We start from the raw sequence: 21,046 nt of genomic DNA on the forward strand, positions 1-21,046 counted from the left end.
CCTGATGAACCGCCACCTGCGCAAGGCCGTTGTCGCCACTGCCGCGATCACCGCCGGGCTGCTGATGACGGCGTGCCAGAACGGCACCGATGCGAGCTCGTCCGGCAAGAGCGGAACGGGCGCGACGGCGGACGCGGAGAAGGCGTCGGACTCGAAGGGCGTCAGCGGTACGTTCAAGGACGGCAAGGTCACCTATCTCGCCCCGGGCAAGTACATCGTGTCCGCGGCGGGCAAGGACGACCAGCAGTTCCTGGTGGCCGACGCCACCCAGGTCTACGGCGTCGGCACGATATGCGGCGTGTCGGGGTCCAAGGTGGACGCGCCCTGCACGCTGGACCAGTTGGAGGCGGCCACCAAGAAGGGCGCCGTGAACGCCGACGTGGAGATGAAGAAGGGGATAGCGACCCTGGTGACCGAGCGGCGTGCCGGCCAGCAGGGCACCGGCTCCGGGTCGTCGTCCGGGTCATCCGGGTCATCCGGGTCGGGTTCGGGCTCCGGCTCGTCGTCCAGCTCCGGCTCCGGCTCCGGCTCCGGCTCCGGCTCCGGCTCCGGTGAGACCGTCGTCGAGGGCGTCAACAAGGGCAAGGGCGTCAACGGAACCTGGTTCGGCAACGTCTCCTACCTGGCGCCGGGCAAGTACACGGTCTCCGACACGAAGGGCACCGAGCAGGAGTTCCTCGTCGCCGAGGACACCAAGATCTTGGGCTACGACGACATCTGCGATGCCGTGAACACGGGTACGGGCGGTGAGGGCGGCATCGAGTGCACCGAGGCCCAACTGGAGAAGGCCGCCAAGAAGGGCTTCAGCGCGGAGGTCGTGATCAGCAACGGCATCGCGACCACCATCCGCGACGACCACTGAGCCTCACCCGCTCCGGACACGGCCCCCAGGTCAGCGACCTGGGGGCCGTGTGTTGTCCGGCGGCGGTCGGCCGTCAGCCGAAGAGGTTGTACTGCTGCCAGCCGGTGCCGATCGTCACAGGGGTGCCGAAGATGTCGGACGTGGCCTTGCCCGTGCCCGGGTACAGATAGAGCGTGCCGGCCGGGGTGCGGGCGACGAGGTCGGCCCTGCCGTCCCCGGTGATGTCGCCGACGGCGTCGAACGCGTTGAACTGGCCCCACGTACGGACCTGGATCCGGGCGCCGAACGCCGCCGAACCAGTCTTGCCGGTGCCCGGGTAGAGGTAGACGTAGGAGTTGCTGCTGCTGCGGGCGATCAGGTCGGCCTTGCCGTCGCCGGTGAAGTCGCCGTGGCCGAGCAGCTGGTTGTACTGGTTCCAGCCGCTGCCGACCGCGACCGGCGAGCCGAAGGTGCCGTTGCCGAGGCCCGGGTAGACGTACAGGATTCCGCTCGCCGTCACCGAGAGCAGGTCGGGCAGGGCGTCGCCGGTGACATCGCCCGGTGCGACGATCTTCGTACGGGTTGACCAGTCGCCGAAGACCAGGGTCGTGGTCCAGCTGTCGCTCGCCGGGATGTAGTGCCGCCAGTAGACGGCGCCGGTGGAGGCGCGGCGGATGATCTGGTCCTGGTAGCCGTCCCGGTTGAGGTCGGTCTGCAGGACGACGTTCTTGTCGGTGTAGGAGCCCCAGGAGATCCGCGTGGCGAAGGACGTGCCCTTGGAGTCGTACTCGAAGCCGGTGTTGTCGGACGCGCGGCGCACGAACAGGTCAGCCATGGCGTCGCCGCTCAGGTCGGTGTCGTCGAGGCGCGGGGAGGTCGCGCCGACGTACGTGCTGACCTTCGTGAAGACGCTGTACGAGCCGGATGCCACGCAGTCCTCGACACCCCAGGAGACCACGCCGACGATCTTGCCGTCGACGATCAGCGGGCCGCCCGAGTCACCGTTGCAGGCGGCGACGGTGCCGCTGTCCGAGCCGGTGGCCGGGGTGCCCGCGCAGACCATGTGGCCGGCGACGAAGTCGGTGGTGTAGGTGCTGGAGCAGGTGGCGTCCGCGACCATGGGCAGGGTCGCGGTGCGCAGCGTCTGCGCGATGTCGCCGCTGGTGGAGCTGGTGCGGCCCCAGCCGTACAGGGTGGCGTTGGTGCCCGCCGTGTAGGAGGAGGTGTCGTTCGACGTGGTGATGTTGATGGGCTTGGCGCTGACCGGGTTCGGCAGCGTCAGGACCGCGATGTCGTTGTCGACCGTGGTCGTGTTGAACGACGGGTGGTTCCACTGTCGCCATGCGCCGGAGACGGTGCCTCCGTGCAGGTCGACCGAACCGTCGCTGTTGTCGGTCGGCAGCTGGGCGGTGCCGGTGACGATGGTGCCGTTGGCGTTCCAGTCGTAGCCCTTGACGCAGTGCGCGGCGGTGAGAATCTTCGTCGGCGACACGACCGAGCCGCCGCAGAAGAAGCCGGTGTCGTCCGAGGTGTCGCTGGTGCCCTTGTCGTCGTAGTACCAGAGCTGCGCCATCCACGGAGCCTTGGCGATCGTGGTCTCCGTACCGCCGATGACCTTCGGGTCGACGGTGGACGTCGTGGAGGCGGAGGCGGAGGGTGTGGCGGTCGGCGTCGCGGTGGTCGCGGACGGCTTGGACCGCGTCTGCGAGGCCTGGTCGGTCCGCAGTGCGCCCTTCACACGGGCCGTCAGCTGGGCCTGTGAGGGGACTGCCGCCCGTGCCGGCGAGGGAGCGGCGGCGGGGGCGGGGGAAGCGTGGGCGGACGCCAAGGTGAGGGCGCCGGCGAGGGCGGCGGCAAGCGCCACGGCGGCGGGAACGACTCTCCGCGCCCGTCGCCTGCGTCTTGCGCCCCCGTTGGCCCTGTGGGCAGAGAACACTCAGGTCTCCCGTCAGTGAAAGGGGTTTTCTCGCACGCGGACAGGGAGAAAGCCGCCGGCCGACGGCAGCTCGCGGATACCGCCAACTGGTTCGGGACCGACACGTTCCCGAAAGTTTGTTCCCCGCCCGGCGGCCGCCCGATCTTATGACCGATCAGGAATGGGCCCCGGGGCCAGCCGGGAAACGAACGCGGAACAACCGCACATGAATTCGCAAAGATCGGTCAGCTCACGGTGATCTTCACCGAGGGGCTGTGCGCGGCGGCGAAGCCGGTCGTCGCCACGGTGAGCAGCCGGTAGGTGAAGGTGCCCTTGGTCTTCTCGCTGACGCTGAAGGTGACTTGGCCCGTGCTGGACTGGGGCTTGGAGGCGATGGTCGTCCAGGCACCGCTGCGGTACACCTGCAGCTTCACCGTGGCACCGGTCTCCTTCGAGGCGACGGCGCCGCTGAACTTGACCGTGGCGCCGCGCCTGACGGTGGTGGCGGACGCCTTCAGCGTCACCTGCGGCGACACCGACACCTTGAGGGCGGCCGAAACAGGTTTGGTCCCGGCGGCGGCGACCAGGCGCAGGCTCTCGTTCCGGGCGGGCTTGGTGGTCAGCGCGATGGTGCCGTTGCCGTTCGTCGTGCCGGTGGCCACCGTCTTCCAGACGGTGCTGCCCGCCGGCCGGGCCTGAAGCGAGACCGTACGGTACGCCAGCGGGTTCCCGGTGCCCGCAGTGAGCAGGCCGGACACCGTCACGCTCTTGCCGAGCACCACGCTGCCCGGAGCGGTCGCGGTCAGCTTGTCGGCGGTCACGACCGCCTTCACCGACGCCGTACCGACCGCACCCGTGCTGTCGGTCACCGTCACCGTGACGGTGTGGGTGCCGACCGACCAGGCCGCGGTGTCCAGGCCGTCGCCCCAGCTGGTGTCGATGTGGTGGACGCCGCCGTTCTGCACCTGGAGCGGGGAGAACGGGGTGTCACCGTCGGCGTAGGACCGCACGGTCGTCCCGTCGACCGCGACCTCCTCCTTGGTCAGCCACACCTCGTAGTGCTTGGGGTCGGAGACCGTCCTGTTCCAGCCGTACGGCACGGCGGCCGTCCACGCGATGTCCATCGAGTCCGCACCGCCGTACGCGAGTCGCGGCGCACTCGTGGTGGCCGTGACGGTCGGGCCGGGGGTGGCCGTGAGCTGCAGCGAGACCGGGGCCGAGCGGTAGCCGTCCTTGTCGACGGTGACGGCCTGGACGACCGGGTGGTAGGCCATGGCCGAGTACGTACTGGTGTAGGTGTACGGAGCGGTGTCGTCCGTCGCGCGGGGCTTGTTGCTCTTGGTGAACAGGGCCGTCTCGTAGAAGTCGACGTGGTCGATCGCGGAGCCGTCGGTCGCCGGCTGGGCGTCCACGGTGTACGTGGTGGCCCCCCACACGAGCGTGTGCGCCTGCGGGGAGGTGAACACCGCCGACGGGTTGGTGACCGTGAGGCTGACGGTGCCGCTGATGGTCTGGGCGGTGGCCCCCGAGCCGGTGTCGTCCGGGGTTTCGGTGACCGTGACGTCCAGGGTGTTCTGACCGTCCGGCAGCTTCCGTGTGTCCAGCCTGAAGTAGCCCGTGCCGACGGAGCTGACCGTCACGGAGCTGTAGTCGTCCGATCCGGCGCGCGTGGAGTACGTCGCCTTGCCCGTGCCGGCCTCGAAGTGGAAGCCCGTGTCGGCCACCGGCGTGAAGCGGACGAGGACATCGCCCCGGTAGGCGCCCGAGGCGTCCTGGGTCTCCTGAGCGCCGGTGACCGAGTCCGTCTGCTCGACGACACTCACGTCACCGACCGCACCGGCACTGGAGGGGCCGTCGTCAGCCAGGGCGGGCCCGGCCGCGGAGGCGGAGAAGAGGAGGACCACACCCAAGGCTGTGGTCGCGCGCAGGGAAGACCGCACCGTGGCGACTCCGAAGAAGAGGGAGCGGTTTCAGCCACTCCGGGTCACTGAGAGAGCCACACCGTACAAACGTTCCCTGGCCCCGGGGACACCGGGGCCCGAAGTCAAGAGCGGTGCCCCTTCTGGTGATCCGGTCTTCCCCGGCGGGAGGACGGCCAGTGATCGAACGTCTCGTCCGGCGCGAGCCGATACAGCGCTTCCGTCAGGCGCTCGCAGGCCTCTTCGATCTCCCGGAGGGTGCGGTTCTGCTCGGTGATGACCGCCGAGAGCAGAAGGGCCGTCAGTGACACTGTGCCGTTGAAGGCCTGCAGGACGACCATCTTGGCGAGGAGATCGTGACCGGAGAACGGACCCGCCCCGTCGGCACCCGCGTCGATCGCGATCACGGAAGCGATCAGCACGCAGGGCGCGGCGCCGACCAGCTGGAAGCGGAAGGCAGCCCAGATCAGGAAGGGGACGACAAGGAAGAGAAGCTCGACCGAGCTGTGCGTGGCCACCACGGCGACCGCGGCCGTGCCGCCCAGCAGGGCCACCGCCTCGGCCCAGCGGAGCACAGGTGTGCCGCGTGGCCAGCGGGCGGTGCGCGCGGCCAGCAGCAAGGGCGCGATGACCAGGACCCCCATCGCGTCGCCCGTCCACCACACCGACCAGGTCGGCCAGAAATCCCGGGCCGCCAGCGCGCTGGAGGCCACCAGGACTGCGGTGCCGAGCGTCGCGCTGATCAGCATCCCGCCCAGGGCCCCGAGGAAGACCAGCGCCAGAGCGTCCCGCAGCCGGTCGAGTGCGGTACGGAATCCCACGCGCCGCAGGAGGACGTAGGCGCAGATCGGGGCGAGCGTGTTGCCGGCCGCGATGGCGAGCACGGGGAGGATCGACGGCCCGAGCATCACGTTCACCACGAAGGCCCCGAGAGCGATGCCTGGCCACATGCGAAGGCCCCACAGCAGCAGGACGACGAGAGCGATGCCGGTCGGCGGCCAGAGCGGCGTGACCTGCCCTCGCACCAGTTGCTGCTGCAGCCCGATCTTGGCACTGACGTAGTAAGCGGCCGTGACGGCAGCCACCTGCAAGGCCCCGGCGGTGTACCGCCGGAGCCGCTCACCGCGCGCCGCACCGGGGTCGTACATGCCGCGGATGTCGCTCATTTCTCGCCCTGCCGCTGCTCTTGGAACCCTCCGTGACGCCGCTCGTCCCCGAGCCCTCCGTAACGAAGGACAAGGACCGCGGCGTCGTCGCTGTGGCCGGTGAGATCCGCCACCTTGATCACCTGCGCGGCCAGTTCATCGGGGTCGGTGCGACAGGCGCCGACGACCAGTTCGGCCACCCGCTCGAGGCCTTCCTCGATCGGGTACTTGGGGCCTTCCACCACGCCGTCGGTGAGCAGCACGAACGCGCCCACGCCGGTGAGCAGCCGGCGGGTCGACCGGTAGCTCTCGCCCGCATGGATGCCCAGCGGCAGACCGCCGTCGCTCAGGACCGTGTAGCAGCAGCCGTCCGCCGTGGCCCAGACGGCGGGGACATGCCCGGCGCGGGCGTCGGAAAGCTCGCTCGTGACCGGGTCGAAGCGCAGGAACGAACAGGTCACGAACAGCCCGCAGTCCAAGGCGACGAGCAGGTCGTTGGTGCGCCGGAGCACCTCCGCCGGGTCCGTGGTGGCGGTGGCGACGGCGCGCAGACAGGTGCGCACCTGCCCCATGAGAGCCGCGGCCTCGACATCGTGGCCCTGTACGTCTCCGATCACGAATCCCACCGAGCCGTCCGGCATGAGGAAGCCGTCGTACCAGTCGCCCCCTATGTCCAGCCCGGCCCGTGCGGGCGCGTACCGTCCCGCCACGTGCAGGCGGGGCAGGGCCGGCAGCTCGGCGGCGAGGACCTGGCGCTGCAGCGCGGCAGCCAGTTCCACGCGCGCCTGCTGGACCTTGATCCGATCCAGTATCCGGCCGGTGAGATCACCAAGCGTGTCCAGCAGCTCTGCGGTCCCACTGGGCGAACCGGTGCGGCGGCGAGGCATGGCATCACACTTCGTGTTTTTTCGGATTTGCGACGTGGGTCACAGATTCACGGTACCCCTGTTACAGGCAGCTCATCCTGCTGGCACACGGCACTGCCGCCGCTACGACCAGCGAAAACAGCCGATCCGCCAGGGACGGAGCTTCTCGGGGTTTCGCACCGCCCAGATATGCCTGATCCGGTCGCCCGCGATCTCGAACGCGAACACGGTCGCGATGTCGCCGTCCTGCTGCGCCACCAAGCCGGGCAGGCCGTTGACCGTGCATTCCAGGAATGTCGTGCGGTCGCCCGACACCCGGGCGATCTCGGCGTAGGCACGTGCGATCCGCTCACCGCCCACGAGCGGGTGCTGATGGGTGACGGCCAGCCCGCCACCGTCGGCGATCGCGGTGGCGTCGGGGTCGAGCAGGCTGATCAGGGCGTCGATGTCCTTGACCTCCCACGCCGTTTTGAACTGCCTGACGAGGTCGGCCTGCCCTGCACTCGGGACCGCCGGGGTCTGCGCGGTGCGGATGCGACGGCGGGCGGACGTGGCCAGTTGGCGGCACGCCGCCGGAGTGCGGCCGACGATCTCGGCGACCTCGCCGAAGGGGTAGCGGAAGACGTCGTGCAGGACGAACGCGACGCGCTCGGCCGGGGTCATCGAATCGAGGACGACCAGGAAGGCCATCGTCACCGACTCGTCGAGGGTGACCCGATCGGCCGGGTCGATCCCGCCGACGCCGGAGCGCCCGGTGATCCATTCCGTGGGCTCGGGCAGCGGCTCCGGGATCCAGTCGCCCACGTACGTCTCCCGCCTGGCCCGCGCCGAGCCGAGCAGATTCAGGCAGATGCGGCTGGCGACCGTCATCAGCCAGGCGCCGGGCGACTCGACGGCCCGCTGCTCCCGTGCGGACATGGCGTACCAGCGGGCGTAGGTCTCCTGCACGACGTCCTCGGCGTCGGCAAGGGACCCGAGGAGCCGATAGCCGAGGTTGATCAGCCGGCGCCGCTCGCTCATGATCGCGCTGAGGCCCGGATCGTTCTGATCGTCGCCGGGCTCGGCTCTGGTGGTCATGGTGTGGCCGTCTCCCTCGCTCGCCTCTGTGCCTCTACCCAGTACGACAAGACAGCGCATCGGAATGTGAGGCCGACGCGCCGCCTCACATTCCGAAGGGCCGCGTTGTCGTACCGGTGAGGACGACAACGAGACGGAGAGGTGACTTCGATGAACGACTTCCAGGCCATCGCGGACCGCGTCGAGATCGAGGCACTGCGCGGCGAGTTCACCGACGCGGCGATGATGCGCGACCGACCCCGCCTGGCGTCGCTGTTCACACCGGACGGTGCCCTGCGCATGCCCGACATTCCCGCCGAGCAGGTCGGCCGCGAGGAGATCCGTGCCGGGGGCGAGCGGCTGCAGAGCCAGTGGGACTTCTTCGTACAGACCACACACCCCGGCACGATCCTGCTCGACGGCGACACCGCGACCGGCCGCGCCTACATCCAAGAACTCGCGCGCACCCTCGACGGACGCCAGGGTCTGAACTACGCCGTCTACCACGACCGCTACCAGCGCACCGCGGACGGCTGGAAGTTCGCCGAGCGGGTGTACGAGGTCAGGTATCTCGACACCTCCCCGCTGGCGGGCACGGCGCCCCACACGGCGCGGGGTTCCGGGACCAACCCGGAAGACGCCACGGCCACCCCGGCTCCGGCCGCGTCCTTCGCCGACCCGGCATCGGCCGAACGACTGGAGCGGGTGGCCGCCGCGCTGCGGGCGGGCGGCTTCGCCGCCGAGATCCTCGACGACGCCGCGGCCGCGCGCGCCCGCGTCAAGGACCTGGTCCCCGAGGGCGCCAGCGTGCTCACCGGAGCCAGCGAGACCCTCCGGCTGTCCGGCATCGACGAGGACATCAACACCGGCGGCCGGTACGACGCCATCAGGCCGCGCGTCCTGGCCATCGACCGTGCCACCGGCGCCGACGAGATCCGAAGGCTGGTCGCCGGCCCCGAATTCGTCGTCAACAGCGTCGCCGCGGTCACCGAGACCGGCTCGCTCGTCCTTGCCTCGGGCAGCGGCAGCCAACTCCCTGCCAACGCGGGCGGAGCCGCCCACGCGGTCTGGATCGTCGGCGCGCAGAAGGTGGTGCCTGACCTGAGCACAGCGCTGCGCCGCGTCGAGGAGCACGCCCTCCCGCTGGAGAACGCCCGCGCCCAGGCGGCGTACGGGATGCCCAGCGCCGTCAACCGCCTGCTCATCCTCAACGCGGAACCCCGTCCAGGGCGCGGCACTGTGCTGCTTCTGCGAGAGGCCATCGGATACTGACCCGGCCCCCGCGGCCGTCCCATGCTGTTGGCGAATCGTCCGGCGGGGAAACTCTCCTCGGAAACCGTGAACACTTAAGCGCTTAAGTGTTCACGGTTTCCGGCACACATAGGGTCGGACCGACGCCTCAGGCCCTGACCGTGAAGTAGAGCCAGCCGCCCCACGTGCTCAGGTTGGTGTCGTCCTTCGTGCTGCGCTCGTACTCGGAGCGGACCCGGAACTTCTGGTTGAGCGCGTTGGTAAGACTCAGCTGGGTCTTCGCGGTGCTGTCCGCGAAGGCGGCCGGGCCGGTGAGGCCGACGGTGGCGGTGGTCAGCCCAGTGACGACTGAGAGAGCCGCGGTGAGCGAGACCTGCTTGAGGCGCATGGGGCTCCTGTGAAAAGAACGAGCAAGCAGGCAGGACAATGACTTCCGACGGTGACAGGCCTCACGCCCAACACCGCTCGGGACGTGCGGCTGAGCATGAGTCCTGGCGACAGGACTCACTCCCGCTCAGTTTTTAGGAACGGTACAAGTCCGTCGTATGAGCCACCTCGCTCTGTGGCGCCGCCGCCCCGCCGGTATGCGTCACAGGGCGTCTGCCGCCGGTCGCACCATGCCGGTCCGGCCTTAGGCCGGCAGGTCCTAGGCGCAGGGCAGCCCGGTCGGCCCCGGCACGGTCAGAAGACCGCGGGCAGCCTGTCGAGCGCCTTGCTCACCTCGGCCGCGCACCCCGCCTCGGACCAGGGGTGTTCGGTCGCCCACCAGACGCGCCCGTCGGGGCGGATCAGTGCCGCCGTGACGCCGGACCACGCGGGTCCGCCGGTCTCGGCGAGCCGGCTCGAATGTACACAGATGCCGGCCGCCGCCGCCCGCTCGGCCACGTCGCTGTCCATCGGTTCGCCGCCCATGGTCAGAAGCACCGCGCGGCCGGCGTGCAGCAACGGAAACACACCCTCGCCCTCGGGGTCGTGGGCGCGGTCGCCGGTCAGGGGGTGCGCGTCCGGGTCGGCGGGCCGGTAGACGGTGTCGAGCCCGGAGAGCTTTCCGGCCAGCATCCGCGCGAACGCGGGCTCGGAGGCGATGGCCTCGTTCAGCAGGCCGCGCAGTGCGGTGACGTCCGGAGTCAGCCCGCTGATCAGGGCACCCTGGGCCCTGGTGTGCTCGGCCAGCTCGGCGCCGACAGGGTGGCGTTCGGCGTGGTACGTGTCCAGCAGCTCCGCTTCGGCCCGCCCCTGGACCACGGCGGCCAGCTTCCAGCCGAGGTTCATGGCGTCCTGGATCCCGACGTTCAGCCCGACCCCGCCGGCCGGCCAGTGGATGTGGGCCGCGTCCCCGGCCAGCAGCACCGAGCCGTTCCGGTAGGCGGCGGCCAGCCGGGTCGCGTTGCCGAACCGGGACAGCCAGGAGGGGTCGCGCATGCCGAAATCGGTGCCCGCGATCCGCAGCGAGGCGTCGCGCAGTTCGTCCAGCGTCATGGGGACGTCGCGCCGCTGGTTGGCCGGGTCGTATCCGGTGACACGGAACCTGCCGCCCGGCACCGGGACGACCAGGAGGCGGCCCGCCTCGGACAGGGCGGCGAAGCCCGGGGTCCGCGGCGGGTTGTCGAGAACCACCTCGCCGAGGAATCCGTAGGCCGAGGTGTCGGAACCGGGAAAGTCGATGCCGGCTTCCCGGCGCACGGTGCTGCGGGCGCCGTCCGCACCGACGACGTACGGTGCGCGCACCTCGTAGGCGCCATCGGGACCGCTCACCTCGACGGTGACCGACGAGCCGTCCTGGACCAGTGACGTGACCTCGTGTCCGCGCCGGACGACCGCACCCAGTTCGGTGGCGTAGCGCTCCAGCAGTTCCTCGGTGACCGTCTGCGGCTGGGCCAGCAGGAAGGGGAAGGGGGTCGGCAGCGAGCTGAAGTCCACCCGGGACTCCAGCATGCCGAAGTGCCAGTTCGGGATGGGCCGGCCGGCGGCGAGGGTCTCGTGGTGCCGGTCGCGCATGGCCAGCACTTCGATGGTGCGCGGCTGGATGCCCAGGGCTCTGGAGTGCGGACCGCGGTGCTCTTCCCTCTCCAGCACGAGGACGCGGACGCCCGCGAGCGCGAGTTCGTGGGCCAGCCAGAGACCGACCGGGCCGGCTCCCGCGATCACGACCTGGTGGTCCGAGGACCTCTCGGATGGTGCCTGACGCGACATGACGGTTCAACTCCTGGTGCAGAGGTTCACTGGGATTCCCACAGCCACTAATGACCAACGGTCATTATCCCTCATCATCCCTCTTCGGATCCGGCTAAGGTCGACGCATGCCCACCGCCGACACTCCTTCCGACCGGCCGCGCCGCGTCCGCGATCCGGAGCTTCACCGTCGGGCCATCCTCGACGCGGCGGCCCGTGCCTTCGCCGAGCGCGGCTACAGCCGGGCCACCCTGCGGGACATCGCCCGCCGTGCCGGAGTGACACACGGGCTGGTGCTGCGCCACTTCGGCAGCAAGGAGAACCTGTTCCTCGCCGCGGTTCCCGGCACCCGGTCCGTCGACGAGCTCGCCGAGGACTCCCCCGAGCCCCTTTCCGCGCGCATCGCCCGGGAGTTCGTGCGCCGCCTGGAGGAGCCCGACGGCACCGACACGTTCGTCGCGCTCGTACGCAGTGCCGGGCAGGACGAACGCGCCGCCGGAGAGCTGTACGTGGCCATGCAGGAACGGACCAAGGCGACGTACCGCCGCCTCCTGGGCGAGCACGCGCTGGAGCACCGGGTGCCGTTCCTCGCCGCGCTGCTCGTCGGAGTCACCTTCAGCCGGTACGTCGTCCGAGCCGGCGACCTGGCGGAGATGAGCGCGGAACGCCTCACCGTGGACCTCACCGCCTCCATCCACGCGCTGCTCCACGAAGGCGGTGAGGTCCACGCCGACGGGTCCGCCCGGCATTCCGCTGGTTAATCTTCAGGTATGACCACCGAGTTGGCTCTACTGTCCCGTGTCGCCTATCGCGGACAGGAGGTCACCGCGCCCCGGCTGCGCGGACTGCTGGCGTTGCTCGCCGGGGACCTGCGCGGCGGGTGCAGCGCCGGCCGGCTGGTGGAGGGGCTGTGGGCGGACGAGCTGCCGGAGCGGCCGGGCAAGGCGGTGCAGGTCCTGGTGTCGCGGCTCAGGGCGCAGTTGGGGGCCGAGCTGGTCGTCAGTACGCCGACGGGGTACCGGCTGGCGCTGGACGAGGCACGGGTCGACAGTTCCGCGCTGCCGCTGTACGAGGCGGCGAGCGCCGAGCGGGCACGGGCCGGGGATCACATGGGCGCCTTGACGCAGGCCGAGGCGGGCCTGGCTCTGTGGGACGGGAGCGTGGGCGCCGGTGCGGGAGAGGACCTGCACGATCCGGTGGTGGCGCTGCGCCTCGACCGGGTCCCGGCACACCGTTCCCTCGTGCGGTCGCGGGCGCTCGCGCTCGCCCGGGTCGGACGGCGGGAGGAGGCGGCGGCACCGCTGGCCGAGCTGGCCCGGGAGCTGCCGCGCGACGAGGAGGTGCTGGCGGAGCTGCTGCGGTGTGAGGCCGCGACCGCGGGCCGGGCCGCGGCGCTGACCCGGTACGACGCCTATCGCCATCGGCTGCGGGACGAACTGGGGACCGACCCGGGGCCCCGGCTCAGGTCCGTGTACCAGGAGTTGGTGCGGGCGGACGTGCCGCATGTCCGGCACGGTGTACCGCACGAACCCAATCCCCTGCTGGGGCGGGACGCCGATGTCGCCGCCGTGGCCGGGTTGTTGCGCGAGGTCCGGGTGGTCACGCTCGTCGGTCCCGGCGGGCTGGGCAAGACCCGTCTCTCCTACGCGGTGAGCCGGGCGGCCGAGCAGCCGGTGGTGCATTTCGTCACCCTGGCCGGTGTCCTCGCCGACGACGACGTCGCCGCCGAAGTGGCCTCGGCCGTCGGTGCCGGGGAGGGCGGGCGGTTCAGCGGGGGCGGGGACATGGTGAGCGGCATCGTCGCCGCGCTGGGCGCCGGGCCCGCGCTGCTGGTGCTGGACAACTGCGAGCAGGTGATCCCCGGCGCGGCGGATCTCGTACAGGCGCTGGTGTCGCGGTCGAAGGAGCTGCGGGTGCTGGCCACCAGCCGCGCTCCGCTGGGGCTGACCTCGGAGTCCGTGTACGCCCTGCCGGAGCTTTCGCTGGCCACGTCGGTCGAGCTCTTCGAGCAGCGGGCGCGGGCCGCCAGGCCCGGTGTGGAACTGCCCGCCGACAAGGTGGCGCAGATCTGCCGCCACCTGGACGGGCTCCCGCTGGCCGTCGAACTCGCCGCGGCCCGGGTGCGGGTGCTGTCCGTGGCGGACATCTCGCGCCGGCTCCGGGACCGCTTCGCGCTGCTGCGCGGCGGCGCCCGCGACGCGCCCGAGCGGCATCGCACGCTGCAGGCCGTGGTCGAGTGGAGCTGGAATCTGCTGGAGCCGGATGGGCGGGCCGCGCTGCGCGCGCTGTCGGTGTTCCCCGGGGGCTTCACCGAGGACGCGGCCCAGCGCGTGCTCGGCGAGAGTGAGGACGCGCTGACGCTGCTGGAGCAGTTGGCCGGTCAGTCCCTGGTCAAGGTGGGGGACAGTCCTGCCGGGGTGCGCTTCCACATGCTGGAGACCCTGCGGGAGTTCAGTGCCGCCCGGCGCGCCGAGGCCGGCGAGGAGGAGACGGTGACCGACCGGTTCCTGCTCTGGGCCCGGGACTTCGGGCGGGCGCACCACGACGCGCTGTTCCGCGCCGACCCGGTGCCCGCGTGGTTCCGTATGCGGGCCGAGCAGGACAACCTCGTCCTGGCCCTGCGGTACGCGCTCGCCCGCGCCGACGGTCCCACCACCGCGGCGCTCACCGCCGTGCTGGCCTCCCTGTGGGTCACCGACTCCAGCTACGCCCGGCTCGTCGCCCTGTGTGCCGAGACCGGCGGGCCGCTGTCCCGTTTCCGGCCCGGCCCCGAGAACCCCGAGGACATCGAGGCGGCCCGCAGCGCGGCGGCGGTGTGCACGGGCGGCCTCTTCGTGGGTCTCGGCCCGCACGCCGCACGGCAACTGGTCACCCTGCGCCGGCTGCCGCCCGCCCCGCCGGACACGGTCGTGCGGGCGATGGCCGAGGTGCTGTGTGCCATCCCTGACATGCGCCCGCCGCAGTACACGCGACTGCGGGAGCTCTCCTCATCCGACGCGCCCCTGCTGGCCGGCACGGCGTGGGCCGTCCTCAGTTACGTGTGGGAGGCCGAGCACGAGCCGGAGCGGGCGCTGGAGTGCGCCCGCCGGATGCCCGACACCTTGGGGTCACTGGGCAATCCGGCCATGCGGCTGCTCAGTCACGGGCGGATCAGCGAACTGTGCATCCAGTCCGGGCGGGGCACGGAGGCGTACGACCATCTGCGGGCCGCGCTGCGCACGCTCGAGGAGTTCGACGGCTGGCCGGACTCGATCGGCGTCCGCTGGGGGCTGGTGTTCGCCAGTCTGCAGCGCGGGGAGGTCGACGAGGCGGAGTACTGGCTGGGACTCGCGACCCTGGACCAGCAGCCGGAGTCCGCCCGGATCTACGCTCCCGATCTGGAGGCCCGGGCGGAGATCGCGCTGGCCCGGGGGCTGACCGAGGTCGGGCTCGGGCTGTGGCGCCGTGCGGTGGAGCGGATCCGGCAGGACAGCGTGCTGCTCGCCGGCGATCCGTTCGTGGATCCCTGGGCGCTGCAGGTGCAGTCGGCCGCGCTGGCGGCGCACGCGCAGCACGGCCGGCTCGAACCGGTGGCCGCGCTGGCCGGGCAGCTGCGGGAGCGGCTCCTCGGGATGCTGTCCGGCTCCTCCGGTTCTGCCGGCCCCTCCGGCTCCTCCGGTTCTGCGAGTTCTTCGGGTTCTTCGGGTTCTTCGGGTTCTTCGGGTGACAGGTCTCCGGTGGAACTGCCGGTGTACGGCGCGGCGTTGCTGGCTCTCGGCTTCGCCGGGCTGGCCGGGGGCGACCCGGCGGGCGTACGGCTGGTGGCGCTGGCGGAGCGGATGCCGACGGTGCAGGAGTTCCCCACCCTGTCCTGGGCCCGGTCCCGGCAGGCCGCCGAGAACGCCGACAGGGCGGCCTACGACGACGCGAGGTCGACGTACGCCGCCCTGGGGCGGGAGGAACTGCGGGCCGCGGCCCGGCAGGAACTCAACTCCGCGGTTCCCGGTTGAACTTCGCCTTGGACCACAGGTAGCCCAGCACCGTCAGCCCCAGGCCCCAGGCGACGGCCAGCACCGCGTTCCTGACGCCGATCTCGCTGCCCAGCAGCAGCCCGCGCAGGGTCTCGATGAAGGGCGAGAACGGCTGGTACTCGGCGAACCAGCGGAACCAGCCCGGCATGGCGTCCACCGGAACGAACGCGCTGGACAGGAACGGCAGCATCACCAGCGGCGTTCCGATGTTGCTGGCCCCCTCGGGGTTGGGGCTGATCAGACCGATGCCGACCGCGAGCCAGGTCAGGGCGAGGCTGACCAGAGCCATCAGCCCGGCCGCCGCGATCCACTCCACCGGCGACGCGTCGGGCCTGAAGCCGATGGCCAGTCCGATGCCCAGGACCAGCACCAGGGCCATCATCGTCTGGATCACGCTGCCGATCACGTGGCCGATCAGCACGGAGGCGCGGGAGATCGCCATGGTGCGGAACCGGGCCATGATGCCCTCGGTCATGTCGGTGCACACGGCCACCGCGGTGCCCAGCGAGGTCATGGCCACGGTCAGGGCGAGGATGCCGGGGACGATGTAGGCGACGTAGTCGGCACGGTTCGCGGGACCGCCGGTGATGCCGGCGCTCATCACGTTGCCGAAGACGTAGACGAACAGCAGCAGCAGGATGACCGGGGTGAGCAGGAGGTTCAGGGTGAGGGAGGGGTAGCGGCGGGCGTGCAGGAGGTTGCGCCGCAGCATGGTGAGGTTGTCGCGGAACGCGTAGGTCGCGGTGCTCATCGGACGGTCTCCTTGTCGGCGGGCTGCGAAGGTACGGGGCTGGCGGTCAGAGCGAAGAACACGTCGTCCAGGTCCGGGCTGTGCACGGACAGCTCGTCGGCCTCGATGCCGGCGGTGTCCAGCCAGTCGAGGATGGCGCGCAGCTCGCGCTGGCTGCCGTCGCTGGGGATCTGCAGCGCCAATGCCTCGTCGTCCCGGGTGACCTCGCGCAGCGCGGTCGCCGCCTGCTCGTACGCCAGCGGGTCGGAGAACCGCAGCCGTACGTGGCCGCCGGGGACGAGCCGCTTGAGTTCCTCGGCGCTGCCCTCGGCGACGAGCCTGCCGCCGTTGAGCACGGCGATGCGGTCGGCGAGTTCGTCGGCCTCGTCCAGGTACTGGGTGGTGAGGAAGACGGTCGTGCCGCCGGAGACCAGCTCGCGGATGATCCCCCACATGGTGTGCCGGGAGCGCGGGTCGAGGCCGGTGGTCGGCTCGTCGAGGAAGATGATCCGCGGGCTGCCGACCAGCGTCATGGCGATGTCCAGGCGGCGCTTCATGCCGCCGGAGTAGGTGGAGGCGGGCTTCTTGGCGGCCTCGACCAGGTCGAAGCGCTCCAGCAGTTCGGCGGTCACCCGCCGTCCCTCGGCGCGGGGGAGGTGGTGCAGGTCGGCCATCAGGAGCATGTTCTCCTCGCCGGTGATCAGCCCGTCCACGGCGGAGAACTGGCCGGTGACACCGATCGCGCCCCGAACGGCCTGGGCTTCGGCGGTGACGTCGTGCCCGGCGATCCGCGCCTGCCCGCCGTCGGCGGAGATCAGCGTCGACAGGATGTTGACCACCGTGGTCTTGCCGGCGCCGTTCGGCCCGAGGAGCGAGAAGATCGTGCCGGCGGGCACCTGGATGTCGATGCCGTCGAGGACTGTCTTGTCCCCGTAGGACTTCCGCAGCCCGGTGGCCGCGATCGCGGGTTCTTGGTTCGTCGTCATGCCGCAGAGCTTGCGGGCTGGGCGCTTCAGAACGGCTTCAACCCGGTTTCAGTCCCCGGAGAGGAGCTCCAGGGCGTTGAAACCCGCAGTTCAGGCCAGCCGGTCGTCCGCGACGTCGTGGCCCTGCGCCTGGCCGGACATCAGAAGCTCGATCAGGGTCAGCAACAGGTCGCGGCTCGCCCGGCGCTGCCGGAGGTCGCCCATGACGATGGGGGTGTGCGGGTCGAGGTCGAGTGCCTCCCGGACCTCGGACTCGGTGCGGTCCCGGCGTCCGTCGAAGCAGTTGACGCCGACGACGAACGGGATGCCGCGGCTCTCGAAGAAGTCGATCGACGCGAAACTGCTCTTCAGCCGCCGGGTGTCCACGAGGACGACGGCGCCGAGCGCCCCGTGCACCAGGTCGTTCCACATGAACCAGAAGCGTTCCTGGCCGGGTGTGCCGAAGAGGTACAGCACGAGTTGGGAGTTCACGGTGATCCGGCCGAAGTCCAGGGCCACCGTCGTGGTGGCCTTCTGGTCCACCCCGTCGATGTCGTCCACGCCGATGCCCGCGGCCGTCAGATGCTCCTCGGTGTTCAGGGGCACGACCTCGCTCACGGCACCGACCATCGTGGTCTTGCCCACGCCGAATCCGCCCGCGATGAGTATCTTCACCGCCGCCGGAGCCTGGGCCGCGGTGGAGTGGGCCGGGTCTGTCCCGACCCGGTCGTCAGAGTCTGAGTAGGCCATCTTTCACCGCCTGAAGAAGTGTCATGTCCAGTCCCTGGCCCACCGCGACCGCCAGCGGTGGCCGGGCCGTCACCCTGCCGAGCGTGATCAGGTCGGAGACAAGGATCTTCGTCACCGCCACGGGCAGGTTCAGCTCGGCGGCGACCTCGGCGAGAGCCACCGGGGTGCGGCACAGCTGGAGGATCAGTCTGTGTTCGGGTTGCAGGCCACGGGTCGAGAGCTGCTCACCGGGCGCGACGACCGTCGCGATCACGGTGATGAGGGTGAGGTCGTCCCGAGCCGAGGTCGTGCGCCCCTGGGTGATCGTGTACGGCCTGATGAAGCTCTCTTCCGCGTACTCCTCGTCCGGTGCCGCGTCCGCCCAGTGGCTCACCCACGTCCTCCCCCACCCTCGCCGTCGCTGGAGCGGCGGGACCCCGTTCCCTCGGCGTCGTCCCGCGCCACACGGGCCTCGGTGCCCAGGCGTTGCCCGACCTGCTGGACGAGGGTGTGCATCGCCACGGACATCACCTCGGCGTCCACCTCCTGGTCCGCCACGACCGCCAGGTGCGTGCCCCGGCCGGCGGAGCTGACGAAGAGCCAGAGTTCACGGAGCTCGATGATGACCTGGTGGACCGGCCCGCCGCCGAAGACGTCACCGACTCCGCGGGCCAGGCTCTGCTGGCCGGTGGCGATGGCGGCCAGGCGTTCCGCGTCGACCCGTTCGATGCTGCTGGACTGGCTGACCACCAGGCCGTCGTCGGACAGCACGATGGCGTTCCTGGTGCCCGGAACCTGGTCGACCAAGCGGTCGAGCAGCCAGTCGAGGTCGGAGTTGGTGGCAGTGGTGCGCAGAGTCATCGTCTGTCTTCCTTGCGGGCCCCGTCGTGGCCCGGTGAGGGGTGAGTGGGCTGTTGATCGGAGTCGGGCCCGAGCCGGGCTATCCGGGACTGGCGCTGGAAGGCGCCGATGGTGGCGCCGGAGCGGCGCGGCGCGCTCCGGCGCGGCAACGGCTCCGTCTCCGTCTCTGTTTCCGTCTTCGTTTCCGATGCCTCGACGTGCGGCGCCTCGGCGTACACACGGGGAGGATCGCGAAGTTCGGCGGCCAGACTGGCCTGTCGTACCCGGCGGGGCAGCGGTTCCGAACTCGTCGTGGGGGGCTCGGCGGTGGTGCGGGCCGGCGGTCTGGCCAAGGATCCGATGAGTTGGCGCGTGAGCGCCTCCTGGTCACCGGAGTGCGGCTGGGGCTCCGGCCGCGGACCCCGGGGATCGTCGTCCTGTCCGGAGCGGGATGCGCCGATGACCGAGAGCTGGGCCGGGGCAGCGCCGTCCGGTGACTCCGAGGCCGGTCGCCCGTCGGAGATCAGCTCCGCCGGCACCAGGACGACCACCCGGGTGCCGCCGAAGGAGGAGGGCCGCAGCTCGACGTTCAGCCCCAGGTTGGCGGACAGCCGCGCCACGACGTACAGGCCGAGGCGGGCGTCGTCGGCGCGGGACATCACGTCCATGCGGGGCGGATCGGCCATCAGGCGGTTGGCCTCGGCGTACTGCTCGGGGTCCATGCCCATGCCCCGGTCCTCGATCTCGACCGCGACGCCACGGCCCACCCGGGACGCGGACACCTCCACCGGAGTCGGCGGTTTGGAGAACGACACCGCGTTCTCCATCAGTTCGGCCAGTACGTGCACCATGGCGCCGACCGCCCGCTCGGACAGCCAGGTCTCGCCCTCGGCGTCGATCCGGATGCGCCGGTAGTCCTGCACCTCGCCCTGCGCGGCGCGCATCACGTCCAGCAGCGGCACGGGATTGCGCCAGCGCCGCTGGGGCGTACCGCCACCGAGGATGACCAGGTTCTCCTCGTAGCGCCGCAGCCGGGCGGCCAGGTGGTCGACGTCGAAGAGTCCTTCCAGGACCTCGGGGTCCTCGTGCTGCCGCTGCATCTCGCCGAGACGTTTCATCTGCATGCCGATCAGCAACTGGGTGCGTCGGGCGATGCGTTGCAGCAGACGCTCGAAGCCGCGGTACTGCTCGACCTGCCGCACGGCCGTCTCCAGGGCGCTGCCGCGGGCCTCGTTGAGAGCCTGGCCGAGCATGCCCAGTTCGTCGTTGCCGTAGCGGATCTCGGGCAGTTCGGCGTCCGTGTCCACCGTCTCGCCCTGCCGCAGCCGCTCCACCATGTCGGGCAGCCGGGTCTGCAGCTCCAGCGCCGCGGAGCGGAGCCCGAAGATGCGGCGGCGCAGGACTCCGGTGAGCCGCAGCGAGACCAGGAACACCAGCAGTACGGCCGCGCCGCCCACGGCGCTGTTGACGATCAGGTCCGTCATCATGCCGCCGAGCTGGTCCTCGGTGGCGCTCACGAGGTACTCGGCGTAGGAGCCGCTTGCCTGTGTCAGCTGGGGTGTTATCGCCCCGTAGCTCTGCTGCCACTCCTTGCCCAGCTGTGCCGATACCGGGGTCCGGCCGTCCTGCCCGGGGTTCTCGGCGGTCAGGACCGTCTGCTCGATCCGGGTCTTCTGCTTCCAGGCCGCGCCGGACAGGATGCCCTGGTACGTCTTGGCGGGCCCGCTCGGCAGCCGCGGTACGACCTTGTTGTCGTAGATGTGCTGCTGACCGCCGATCGCCTGGGCGAGTTGGGAGCGCTGCGCACTGGTGAAGTAGCCGCTCACCGTTGCGGCGGTGAAGATCGTGTTCTCGCGCGAGAGCATCTCCACGCCCCACTGCGAGTCGATCAGCGGCTTGGTGAGGACGGTGACCTCGCCGAAGCCCACGTTGGTGAAGTCCTCGAACAGTTGCATGTCCGAGGCGATGACATCGGTGTAGTGGTCGAACGTCTGCTCCTGGGTGGCGTCCCGCTCGTCCACCGCCTGACGGTACGCGGGCAGTCGGTCCAGGCCCCGGCCGACCTGCTGGTAACCCTTGGCGAGAGCGGCCGGCATGGCGTCGGAGAGCGCTTCGAGCCCCTGGACGGACCGGTCGGTGAGCGCACGCTGCTTCGCCAGTTTCGACTGGTAGGCCTTGGGGTCGGCGAGCGCCGCGGCGCTCAGTTGCCGCTCCGCCTGCAACTGGTACAGGACGACGGCGATCGGCTGCCCGACCTGCTTGCCCGCTTCGTTGCGGTCGTGGACGGTCTTCCAGTTGCCGTAGAGCTGGGCCGAGTTCATCGCCCACAGGGCGACCAGCGCGATGGTGGGAACCAGGGCCAGGATGAGCAGGGTCGTACGCAGCGACAACCCGCGCTTCGAAACCGTCTCCTGGCCGCCTTGCCGCGGTTCCGCTTCGTGGCTTGTCTGCTGTTCTGCCGCTCGCGCGTGAAGTGCCACGAAAGTTCCCGCCATGCTAGCGATGGCGGACTGGTCCGATATGAGGTCCGCGCGATGTCAGGGGAAGCCTACTCATCACACAAATGATCTCAATAGTTTGATCGTTCAAATTGACCACAACACTTTG

General features: G+C 70.6%; 17 protein-coding genes. 4 read left to right on the forward strand and 13 right to left on the reverse strand.

All coding sequences use genetic code 11. The annotated features are described in order from the left end of the window. The first annotated feature begins 4 nt into the window (after positions 1 to 4). On the forward strand, positions 5 to 862 hold the full coding sequence (locus OG568_RS25120; RefSeq protein WP_329533195.1) for a hypothetical protein: 858 nt from the start codon (positions 5 to 7) through the stop codon (positions 860 to 862). Between the two features lie 73 nt (positions 863 to 935). On the opposite strand, the gene OG568_RS25125 is transcribed toward OG568_RS25120, so the two are convergent. From OG568_RS25125 to sigJ, 5 genes are all read right to left on the reverse strand, one after another. Continuing rightward, complete coding sequence (locus OG568_RS25125) at positions 936 to 2,705, reverse strand: trypsin-like serine protease (RefSeq protein WP_329533196.1); 1,770 nt, start codon at positions 2,703 to 2,705, stop codon at positions 936 to 938. 296 nt (positions 2,706 to 3,001) lie between these two features. Continuing rightward, a complete protein-coding gene (locus OG568_RS25130) occupies positions 3,002 to 4,696 on the reverse strand; it encodes a hypothetical protein (RefSeq protein ID WP_329533197.1) in 1,695 nt (564 codons plus the stop codon). 104 nt (positions 4,697 to 4,800) lie between these two features. Beyond that, positions 4,801 to 5,841 (reverse strand): MASE1 domain-containing protein, encoded by a 1,041-nt coding sequence (locus OG568_RS25135; protein ID WP_329533198.1) that lies wholly within the window; start codon positions 5,839 to 5,841, stop codon positions 4,801 to 4,803. Continuing rightward, entirely contained in the window at positions 5,838 to 6,707 is an 870-nt protein-coding gene (locus OG568_RS25140) for a PP2C family protein-serine/threonine phosphatase (protein ID WP_329533199.1), read from the reverse strand. The genes OG568_RS25135 and OG568_RS25140 overlap by 4 nt, the downstream gene beginning before the upstream one ends. A 102-nt stretch (positions 6,708 to 6,809) precedes the next feature. Then, the gene (gene sigJ / locus OG568_RS25145) at positions 6,810 to 7,763 is read right to left on the reverse strand and encodes an RNA polymerase sigma factor SigJ (protein WP_329533200.1); all 954 of its coding nucleotides are present in this window, start codon (positions 7,761 to 7,763) and stop codon (positions 6,810 to 6,812) included. A 150-nt stretch (positions 7,764 to 7,913) separates the two neighbouring features. On the opposite strand from sigJ, the gene OG568_RS25150 reads away from it, so the two are divergent. After that, entirely contained in the window at positions 7,914 to 9,014 is a 1,101-nt protein-coding gene (locus OG568_RS25150; RefSeq protein WP_329533201.1) for a nuclear transport factor 2 family protein, read from the forward strand. A gap of 127 nt (positions 9,015 to 9,141) precedes the next feature. On the opposite strand, the gene OG568_RS25155 is transcribed toward OG568_RS25150, so the two are convergent. Beyond that, on the reverse strand, positions 9,142 to 9,381 hold the full coding sequence (locus OG568_RS25155) for a hypothetical protein (protein WP_329533202.1): 240 nt from the start codon (positions 9,379 to 9,381) through the stop codon (positions 9,142 to 9,144). Positions 9,382 to 9,674: 293 nt separating this feature from the next. Further along, complete coding sequence (locus OG568_RS25160) at positions 9,675 to 11,186, reverse strand: FAD-dependent monooxygenase (protein WP_329533203.1); 1,512 nt, start codon at positions 11,184 to 11,186, stop codon at positions 9,675 to 9,677. 107 nt (positions 11,187 to 11,293) lie between these two features. Here OG568_RS25160 and OG568_RS25165 point away from each other — a divergent pair, with 107 nt between their 5' ends. Together OG568_RS25165 and OG568_RS25170 are read left to right on the forward strand one after the other, a co-directional pair. Next, positions 11,294 to 11,926: a TetR/AcrR family transcriptional regulator gene (locus tag OG568_RS25165; RefSeq protein ID WP_329533204.1), complete on the forward strand. Its 633-nt coding sequence runs from the start codon at positions 11,294 to 11,296 to the stop codon at positions 11,924 to 11,926. Between the two features lie 9 nt (positions 11,927 to 11,935). Further along, entirely contained in the window at positions 11,936 to 15,154 is a 3,219-nt protein-coding gene (locus OG568_RS25170; RefSeq protein WP_329533205.1) for an ATP-binding protein, read from the forward strand. On the opposite strand, the gene OG568_RS25175 is transcribed toward OG568_RS25170, so the two are convergent. The 6 genes from OG568_RS25175 to OG568_RS25200 form a co-directional block, all read right to left on the reverse strand. Then, positions 15,132 to 15,926, reverse strand: a complete 795-nt coding sequence (locus tag OG568_RS25175) for an ABC transporter permease (protein ID WP_266584148.1) — start codon at positions 15,924 to 15,926, stop codon at positions 15,132 to 15,134. The genes OG568_RS25170 and OG568_RS25175 overlap by 23 nt on opposite strands. Beyond that, entirely contained in the window at positions 15,923 to 16,891 is a 969-nt protein-coding gene (locus OG568_RS25180; RefSeq protein ID WP_329533206.1) for an ATP-binding cassette domain-containing protein, read from the reverse strand. Before OG568_RS25180 ends, OG568_RS25175 begins: the two co-directional genes overlap by 4 nt. Positions 16,892 to 16,981: 90 nt before the next feature. Beyond that, the gene (locus OG568_RS25185) at positions 16,982 to 17,620 is read right to left on the reverse strand and encodes a GTP-binding protein (protein WP_329533207.1); all 639 of its coding nucleotides are present in this window, start codon (positions 17,618 to 17,620) and stop codon (positions 16,982 to 16,984) included. Then, the gene (locus tag OG568_RS25190; RefSeq protein WP_329533208.1) at positions 17,601 to 17,993 is read right to left on the reverse strand and encodes a DUF742 domain-containing protein; all 393 of its coding nucleotides are present in this window, start codon (positions 17,991 to 17,993) and stop codon (positions 17,601 to 17,603) included. The genes OG568_RS25185 and OG568_RS25190 overlap by 20 nt, the downstream gene beginning before the upstream one ends. Next, positions 17,990 to 18,460, reverse strand: coding sequence for a roadblock/LC7 domain-containing protein (locus OG568_RS25195; protein WP_329533209.1), 471 nt, complete (start codon positions 18,458 to 18,460; stop codon positions 17,990 to 17,992). Before OG568_RS25195 ends, OG568_RS25190 begins: the two co-directional genes overlap by 4 nt. Next, entirely contained in the window at positions 18,457 to 20,829 is a 2,373-nt protein-coding gene (locus tag OG568_RS25200) for a sensor histidine kinase (protein WP_329533210.1), read from the reverse strand. The genes OG568_RS25195 and OG568_RS25200 overlap by 4 nt, the downstream gene beginning before the upstream one ends. Positions 20,830 to 21,046: the final 217 nt, after the last annotated feature.

It is taken from the genome of Streptomyces sp. NBC_01450 (genome assembly GCF_036227505.1).
GTDB lineage: Bacteria > Actinomycetota > Actinomycetes > Streptomycetales > Streptomycetaceae > Streptomyces.